Source organism: Pseudomonas sp. MIL9 (assembly GCF_016887925.1).
GTDB classification, from domain to species: domain Bacteria; phylum Pseudomonadota; class Gammaproteobacteria; order Pseudomonadales; family Pseudomonadaceae; genus Aquipseudomonas; species Aquipseudomonas mohnii.
In genome coordinates this window covers 303196-311677 of record NZ_JAFEHE010000011.1, presented here as the reverse complement: position 1 = coordinate 311677, position 8482 = coordinate 303196, and the positions used below count along the sequence as shown (strand labels likewise).

General features: G+C 60.8%; 4 protein-coding genes. All 4 read right to left on the bottom strand.

What is annotated here, in order from left to right; genetic code table 11:
* Positions 1-72 precede the first annotated feature (72 nt).
* Positions 73-1239: a putative zinc-binding metallopeptidase gene (locus JQF37_RS14940; protein WP_130203615.1), complete on the bottom strand. Its 1167-nt coding sequence runs from the start codon at positions 1237-1239 to the stop codon at positions 73-75.
* Positions 1240-1394: 155 nt separating this feature from the next.
* Entirely contained in the window at positions 1395-3752 is a 2358-nt protein-coding gene (gene ligA, locus JQF37_RS14935; RefSeq protein ID WP_130203616.1) for an NAD-dependent DNA ligase LigA, read from the bottom strand.
* A gap of 146 nt (positions 3753-3898) precedes the next feature.
* Complete coding sequence (zipA, locus tag JQF37_RS14930) at positions 3899-4753, bottom strand: cell division protein ZipA (protein WP_047531450.1); 855 nt, start codon at positions 4751-4753, stop codon at positions 3899-3901.
* 238 nt (positions 4754-4991) lie between these two features.
* The gene (smc, locus tag JQF37_RS14925) at positions 4992-8480 is read right to left on the bottom strand and encodes a chromosome segregation protein SMC (RefSeq protein ID WP_130203617.1); all 3489 of its coding nucleotides are present in this window, start codon (positions 8478-8480) and stop codon (positions 4992-4994) included.
* Positions 8481-8482: the final 2 nt, after the last annotated feature.

Sequence of the window (8482 nt, the reverse complement as noted above, 5' to 3'; positions counted from 1 at the left end):
CTCGCTGTCGTTGGCTTCTATAAGAATGCCACCGTGGCGCACAGACGCCTCGGCTTGGGCGAGTCCATTCAATTACAGGTCCTGTAGCACCTCGTCCGCCCTGCCGCCCTCCCGCTGGATGACCAGGTGAATGAAGTGCAGCTTGGTAATCACCGCCGACGGCAATACAAAAGGGTAAAAATCCGGCTGACCCATGCTGCGCGACAGCTCATTGAGCATGCCGGCCAGTTCGATCCATGCGTTGACGAAGGACAGGAACGCCTCGGCACCGGGATGCTGAGGGTCATAAAGGGTGCCGGGAGGGAACGGCTTATAGTCGAAATCCATTTCCCGGGCACTCATGCCAAACCCCAGCGCCGTGTCCACCGCGTCCATCATGTGCAAGTAGTGAGCCCAGGTTTCCGCCCAGTCTTCCCAGGGGTGCATGGTGGCGTAGGCGCTGACGTAATGCTGCTGCCAGTCGAGCGATGCACCCTGCTGATAATGCCGCTCCAGGGCTTCGGCATAGCTGGCGCGCTCGTCACCGAACAGACCGCGAAAGGCTTCGAGCCAATCGCTGCCGGCGATCAACCGGTCCCAGTAGTAATGCCCGACTTCGTGACGAAAATGCCCGAGCAAGGTGCGATAGGGTTCGTGCATTTGTACGCGCACCCGTTCGCGATGGGCGTCGTCGGCCTCATTGATATCCAGCGTGATCAAGCCGTTGGCATGACCAGTGGTCGGTGGCTTGCCCTCGAGGTCCACGCCGATAAAGTCAAAGGCCAGGCCAGTGTCCTCGTCGACGGTTTTCGGGATGACCTGCAACCCGAGGCTGACCAACTGCGCGATCAGACGGCGCTTGGCCGTTTCGACTTTGCACCAGAGCTCATGGTTTTCGGCCAATGACAGATCAGGGATGGTGCGATTCAGGCTACAGGCCATGCACAAGGCATCGTGATCATTGGCGGGCAGCAGCCAATTACAGGCCGCCGGGGAGTCGAGATTGGCACACCGGCGAAACACGCCGGAGGCAGGGTCGGCGTCCAGCAACCAGGTGTCGGTTTGCGCGCCCGGCTGCAATGACGAGACACGACTGAGCTCCGGGTGATAACCCAATGCTGCCGAACAGGCCAGGCACTGGCTGTTGCGAAAGAACAATGACTGCCCGCAACGGCACGGCCAGACCTTGCTATTGCGTGAGCTTTCGCCGATGACAGGCGCAGCGATGCGCGAGCTGAGCTGGTCGAAGTAGCGGTACATGGCGATCTCTCCCTGGGGCTTGCCAAGACTAGATCATGATTGGCCGTCGATCGTTCCCGCGACTTTCAAAGGGGCTGATACCAATTGCGCTGGCAAGCCGGCTCCTGCAGTGAGTTGCGTCACCCTTGCAGGCACTGGCTGGCCAGCGAATGACGTCAGACCGAAATACCGTGCCCGCTCAGAAACCCGACAAACGCCTCTTCATCCAGCACCTTCAGCCCCAGCTCATTGGCCTTGGTCAATTTCGACCCGGCGCCCGGCCCGGCAACCACGCAATGGGTCTTGGCCGACACTGAACCCGCCACCTTGGCGCCAAGGCTCTCGAGCTTGTCCTTGGCCACGTCGCGACTCATCAGCTCCAGCGCCCCCGTCAATACCCAGGTCTGACCGGCCAGCGGCAAGCCTTCGACGACTTTTTTCTCGCTGTGCCAGTGCATGCCGAACTCAGCCAGCTGTTTTTCGGCAGCCTCGGCCAATTGACGATGTTCCTCGATCGCAAAAAACTCGCGGACCGAGCTGGCCTGTTTCTCCGGCAACGCCTGACGCATGTCCAGCCAGTCGGCGCTGATGACCGCTTGCAGCGAACCGAACTTGTCAGCGAGTTTCTGTGCCCCGCCCGGCCCGACCGAAGGAATGTTCAGCTTGTCGAGAAAACCGCCCAATGTCGTGCTGGCGGCAAATTCGGCGCCCAACTCACCCTGATCCTGAATCTGCAAACCGTGCTTGAGCAGATTGGCGATCACCTGCCGGTTATGCGCATCTTCGAAGAAGCTGTGGATCTCGTGGGCGACTTCCAGCCCGACATCCGGCAAGTACGTCAGCACTTGCGGCAGGGCCTGCTGTACCCGCTCCAGTGAGCCCAGGGAGCGCGCCAGGACCTTGGCTGTCTCCTCGCCGACATCGGGAATCCCCAGGGCATAAATGAAACGTGCCAGCCCCGGCTTCTTGCTGTCCTCGATGGCGCCGAGCAGATTCCGGCTCGATAGCTCGGCAAAGCCTTCCAGATCCACGATCTGCTCGAACGTCAGGGCGTACAGATCGGCCGGCGAACTCACCAGGCCTTCATCCACCAGTTGCTCGACACTCTTCTCGCCCAGACCTTCGATATCCATCGCGCGACGGGAAACGAAGTGAATGATCGCTTGTTTGAGTTGCGCGCCGCAGGCCAGTCGACCGACACAGCGATACACCGCACCTTCGCTGACAGTCTCGCGGCCCTTGCTGCGCTTGATCAGTTGCGTGCGCTCGACGTGGGAGCCGCAGACCGGGCATTGCTGGGGGATATGCACCGGCCGCGCATCGTCCGGACGACGCTCGAGCACGACCTGAACCACTTGCGGAATCACGTCGCCAGCACGGCGGATGATCACCGTGTCGCCGATCATCAATCCCAGGCGCGCCACTTCGTCCATGTTGTGCAACGTCGCGTTGGCCACGGTGACACCCGCCACCTTGACCGGCCTCAGGCGGGCCACGGGCGTGACGGCGCCGGTGCGCCCGACCTGGAATTCGACGTCGAGCAGCTCGGTCAACTCTTCCATGGCCGGGAACTTGTGGGCGATGGCCCAACGCGGTTCGCGAGCGCGGAAACCCAGTTCGCGCTGGGAGGCAATGCTGTTAACCTTGAACACCACGCCGTCGATTTCGTAAGGCAGCGCGCTGCGCCTTTCACCGATGTCACGGTAGTAATCCAGGCACTCGGCGATGCCGTTCGCCAGCTTGAGCTCGTGGCTGATCGGCAGGCCCCAGGTCTTGAGCTGTTGCAGGTTGCCGAAGTGCGTATCGGCGATATCGGCGGACACCTGGCCGATGCCGTAGCAGCAGAATTCCAGCGGCCGATTGGCAGTGATCTTCGAATCCAGCTGACGCAAGCTGCCCGCCGCGGCGTTGCGCGGGTTGGCGAAGGTCTTGCCGCCGACCTCCAGTTGCGTGGCATTGAGCCGCTCGAAACCGGCCTTGGACATGAACACTTCGCCGCGCACTTCCAGGGTGGCCGGCCAGCCGGTGCCGTGCAACTTGAGCGGAATGTTGCGCACGGTGCGCACGTTGACGCTGATGTCTTCGCCGGTGGTGCCGTCGCCGCGCGTTGCACCGCGCACCAGCATGCCGTCCTGATACAGCAAACTGACCGCCAGGCCATCGAGCTTTGGTTCGCAACTGTACTCGACCGTCGCACCGCCACCGAACAGATCACCGGCCGGCAGATCCAGCCCTTCGGTCACCCGGCGGTCGAACTCATGCATGTCGGTTTCTTCGAAGGCGTTGCCGAGGCTAAGCATCGGCACTTCGTGGCGCACCTGAGTGAACGCCGACAGGGCCGCGCTGCCGACTCGCTGGGTTGGCGAGTCACTGGTGATCAGTTCCGGGTTGGCAGCTTCGAGCGCCTTGAGCTCGTTGAACAACCGGTCGTATTCGGCGTCCGGAATGCTCGGCTCGTCCAGCACGTGATAGCGATAGTTGTGCTGATCCAGCTCGGCGCGCAGCTCTAGAATGCGGTTTTGGACGGCAGTCATGGGTGTTCTCTCATAAAGCAAAAGAGCAGCCGAGGCTGCTCAATTTTCTGAATACAGTAGCTCAAGGCTATGGACAGCGTGGCGAGGGAGCTTGCTCACTTGCCACGGCAAGCCCCTGTGCCACAGAAGCCTGCCCAGCCATTGGATTAGCGCTTCTGGGTCAGGGCGCGACGTTCGAACTCGACGATACGCTGACGGTAGTGCTCGATGGTCTGGGCCGTCAGCACGCTGCGCTGGTCATCCTTCAGTTCGCCGTTCAGCTCCTGGGACAGTTTGCGCGCCGCCGCCACCATCACGTCGAAGGCTTGCTTCGGATGGCGCGGGCCAGGCAGGCCCAGGAAGAAACTCACCGCCGGCGTGCTGAAGTGGTCGATGTCATCCAGATCGAAGACACCCGGCTTCACCGCGTTGGCCATGGAGAACAGGACTTCGCCATTGCCCGCCATGCTTTCGTGACGGTGGAAGATGTCCATTTCGCCAAAACGCAGACCGCTTTCCAGAATGTTCTGCAACAGGGCCGGGCCCTTGAAGCCAGCGGCGTCGCGGCAGATCACGCTGATCACCAGCACTTCTTCGGCTTGCGGATGATCCTTGTCGCTGACCGCAGGGGCTGCCTTGATGTCTTCGGCGAAATCGTCGTCGCGAGTGCTGAAGCTCGGGCCACCGTCCAGATCCAGGCTGAGGTTCATGTCGCCTTGCGAAGGTTCGCCATGACCGCGCTTGCCGCGCTTGGAGCCCGACTCACGCGGTTCGCGGGCCGGCATGCTCACCGACGGCAGATCGTGCTCGTCCAGTTGCGGTTCCTTGTGAGTGTCCAATACACGAGGCGGGCCCAACAGTTCGGCACTGGTGTCTTCATCCGGCAGATTGGACAGACTTCGATCAAGACGGAATTTCAGTTTTCCCTTGCCGCCGCGCATACGGCGCCAGCCATCAAAAAGAATACCGGCAATGACAATAATGCCGATGACGATCAGCCACTCGCGCAGACCGATTTCCATGTAATCCCGTGCCTCTATAAAAAATGCTGAAAAATAAGGGGTTTACAACCTGTAAACCGCTTTAAAACGTGGCGCCAACTCTATGTTCTGACAGGCGTTTTGCCCACGTACACGAAAAATTGACATTAAACTAGCACGACCAAAGGCAACTTTATAGGGCCGCGCAATCACAAGCATCAAGCTTCAAGCTGCAAGCCGCCTCGCTTGCAGCTTGAAACCTGCAACTTGCAGCCGGCCCTCAGGCATCGACCATCGCCATCGCCTCCTCGACATCGACAGCCACCAGACGCGAGCAACCAGGCTCGTGCATCGTCACCCCCATCAGTTGATCGGCCATTTCCATGGCGATCTTGTTGTGGGTGATATAGATGAACTGCACGGTCTGCGACATCTCTTTGACCAGCCGTGCGTAGCGTCCAACGTTAGCGTCATCCAGTGGTGCGTCAACTTCATCGAGCATGCAGAACGGTGCCGGGTTCAACTTGAAGATCGCAAAAACCAGGGCCAGTGCGGTCAGGGCCTTTTCGCCACCAGAGAGCAAATGGATGGTGCTGTTCTTCTTTCCTGGCGGCTGCGCCATGATCGTCACCCCTGTATCGAGTAGATCTTCGCCCGTCAGTTCCAAATACGCGCGGCCTCCACCGAAAACTTTCGGGAAAAGTGCCTGTAAACCGCCATTGATCTGATCAAAGGTATCTTTAAAGCGATTACGGGTTTCCTTGTCGATCTTGCGAATCACGTTCTCCAGCGTGTCGAGCGCTTCGACCAGATCGTCGTTCTGCGCATCCAGATAACGTTTACGCTCCGATTGTTGCTGGTATTCGTCGATGGCCGCGAGGTTGATCGCACCCAGGCGTTGAATCCGCGCGGCTATGCGTTCGAGTTCTTCCTCCGCGTTCTTCTCACTGGCGTCGGGCGTCAGCGTGGCGAGTACGCCGTGCAAGTCATAACCGTCTTCCAGCAACTGGTCTTGCAAGGCCTTGCGGCGCACGGTCAGGGCTTGCCATTCCATACGCTGGGTCTCGAGCTGACTGCGAATCAGCTGGGACTGTTGTTCGGCCTGGGTACGGCGCTTCTCGGCTTCGCGCAGTTCACGGTCGGCATCTTCCAGGGCGATCTGCGCGGTCTTGAGTTCTTCGTCGACGGTCATGCGCTTGTCGAGCAGCTCTTCAAGCTTCAGGCGCAGCTCTTCCAGCGGCGCCTCGCCCTCCTCCAGATTGAGGCTCAACTGCTCGCGTTTTTCCGTCAGGCGCTCGGACTGCATTTCCAGACGCTCCAGCGCCTGACGCGTCGAATCGTGCTGGGCCTTGAGCGAACCCAATCTCACCGCCAGTTGATGGGCGTGATCCTTGTGCTGGCGCGCTTCCTGCCGCACCCGGTCAAGGCGTTCACGCAAGCTGTCGCGCTGGGCCAGCAGCAACTCGCGCTGCTCGGTGTCCAGCGCCATGGCGTCGAGAGCTTCCTGCAATTGCAGGCGCGCTTCGCCGATGCTTTCGTGCTCCAGAGCCCGTTGTTCACCCAACTCCTCGATTTCTTCATCAAGACGTGTGCGGCGCAAGGTCAACTGCTCGGCCTTGGCTTTTCCGGCCGACAACTGGGCTTTCAATTCGCCTTGTTGACGGGCTTCGTCTTGCAGCAAACGGCGCAAGTGTTCGCGTCCGTTCTCCTGCTGACGCTGTTGCGCCCGCAGGTTTTGCAATTCGGTTTCCAGGGTCTCGACCGCCGCTTCGCGCTCTTCGCGCTCCAGGCCCAGTTTCTGGATTTCCTGACCTCGGGCCAGCATGCCGCTTTCCGCTTCGCTGGCGCGGCGCACCCGCAAAAAGTGCCGGCCGACCCAGTATCCGTCGCGGCTGATCAGGCTCTGGCCGACCGCCAACTGGCCACGCAAGGCCAGCGCCTGCTCCAGACTGTCGACCGGTTTGACCTGTCCCAGCCACGGCGACAGATCGATCTGCGCCTCGACCTTGTCGAGCAGACTGCCCGGCACCCGCACGCCATCGGTCGCGGGGCTGAGCAAACGCAGATCCCCCTGAGCAAACCCGGACAAATCGAAATCGTTGAAATCATCCACCAGCACGGCTTGCAGGTCGGCCCCGAGCACGGTTTCCACCGCCAGTTCCCAACCCGCTTCAACCTTCAAGCCTTCGGCCAGACGCGGGCGATCGGCCAGATGTTGATCACGCAACCATTCAGCGGTGCCGGTGCCCGGATCCAGGGCGGCTTGCTGCAAGGCTTCCAGGGAAGCCAATCGACCATTGAGGCGCTGCAAATCGCCCTGGGCCTGCTGCTGCGCCGTCAGCGCTTGCTGCAATTGTTGACGCAGTTGCTCGAGCTTTTCGACCTGGGCTTCTTCGCTGGTCTGCAAATCCTCAAGGGTCGCCTCGGATTCAGCGAGCTGTTCGCTGAGCTCCATGATCGCCGCGTCTTCCGGGTCCGCCGACAGCAAGGCGCGCTCTTCGCCAAGACGCTTCTGGCGATCGGCCAGACGCTCCAGGCTGGTTTCCAGCTGCTGGATTCGCGACTGCTGGACTTCAGCCTGACGTCGCGGTTCGGCGGCGGTGAGGTTGAACGTGTCCCACTGCTCTTGCCAGCCGTGCATGGTGGTTTCGGATTCTTCCAGCGCGGCGGCGGCTTCTTCGGCGGCGGCGCTGGTGACTTCCTGCTCGGGGGTGAGCATGTCCAGCTCTTCGCCGAGGGTCAGCAGCAAGGTGCGGTCGTGGCCCAGGTGAGATTCGGTCTCCAGGCGCGCGCGCTCGGCTTCTTTGAGATCGTCCTGCAGTTGGCGCAGACGCTGCTGACCGTGCTGGATGCTCTGCTCGACCCGGGCGATGTCGCCGCCGACCGAATAGAAACGCCCCTGCACCAGATTGAAGCGCTCAGAGAGGTCATGATGCCCGTCACGCAGGCGCTCGATGCTCGCGTCGGCATTGCGCTGCTCAGCGACCAAGGCCTCAAAGGAAATTTCCTGGGTGCCGATGATCGCTTCGCGCTGGCCGACCTGGTCGTTCAGATCCTGCCAACGCAAGGCTGACAGTTGAGCCTTGAGCTGCCGCTCTTCGCCTTTGAACTCCTGATACTTCTTGGCGGCCTCGGCCTGACGGTGCAAGCGTTCGAGCTGGCGTTCAAGTTCTTCGCGCAGGTCGGTCAGGCGCGCAAGGTTTTCGTGGGTGCGACGGATACGGTTTTCGGTCTCGCGCCGGCGCTCCTTGTACTTGGAAATGCCCGCCGCTTCTTCGATGAAGTTGCGCAGGTCCTCGGGCTTGGACTCGATCAGCTTGGAGATCATCCCCTGCTCGATGATCGAATAGCTGCGCGGGCCCAGGCCGGTACCAAGGAATATGTCGGTGATGTCGCGACGTCGGCATTTGGTGCCGTTGAGGTAATAGGTGGTCTGGCTGTCGCGGGTGACTTTGCGGCGAATGGAGATTTCCGCATACGCGGCGTATTCACCGAGCAGCGTGCCGTCGGAGTTGTCGAACACCAGTTCGATGCTCGCCTGACTCACCGGTTTGCGGCTGGTCGATCCGTTGAAGATGACGTCGGTCATCGACTCGCCGCGCAGGTTCTTGGCCGAGCTCTCGCCCATCACCCAGCGTACGGCGTCGATAATGTTCGACTTGCCGCAGCCATTGGGCCCGACGACCGCCGCCATGTTACTGGGGAAGTTCACCGTGGTCGGATCGACGAAGGACTTGAACCCCGCCAGCTTGATGCACTTGAGCCGCAAAA

Coding starts and splice junctions, on each gene's coding strand:
- zipA (WP_047531450.1), bottom strand. CDS start 4,753: ATGGAAATCGGTCTGCGCGAGTGGCTGATCGTCATCGGCATTATTGTC.
- ligA (WP_130203616.1), bottom strand. CDS start 3,752: ATGACTGCCGTCCAAAACCGCATTCTAGAGCTGCGCGCCGAGCTGGAT.
- JQF37_RS14940 (WP_130203615.1), bottom strand. CDS start 1,239: ATGTACCGCTACTTCGACCAGCTCAGCTCGCGCATCGCTGCGCCTGTC.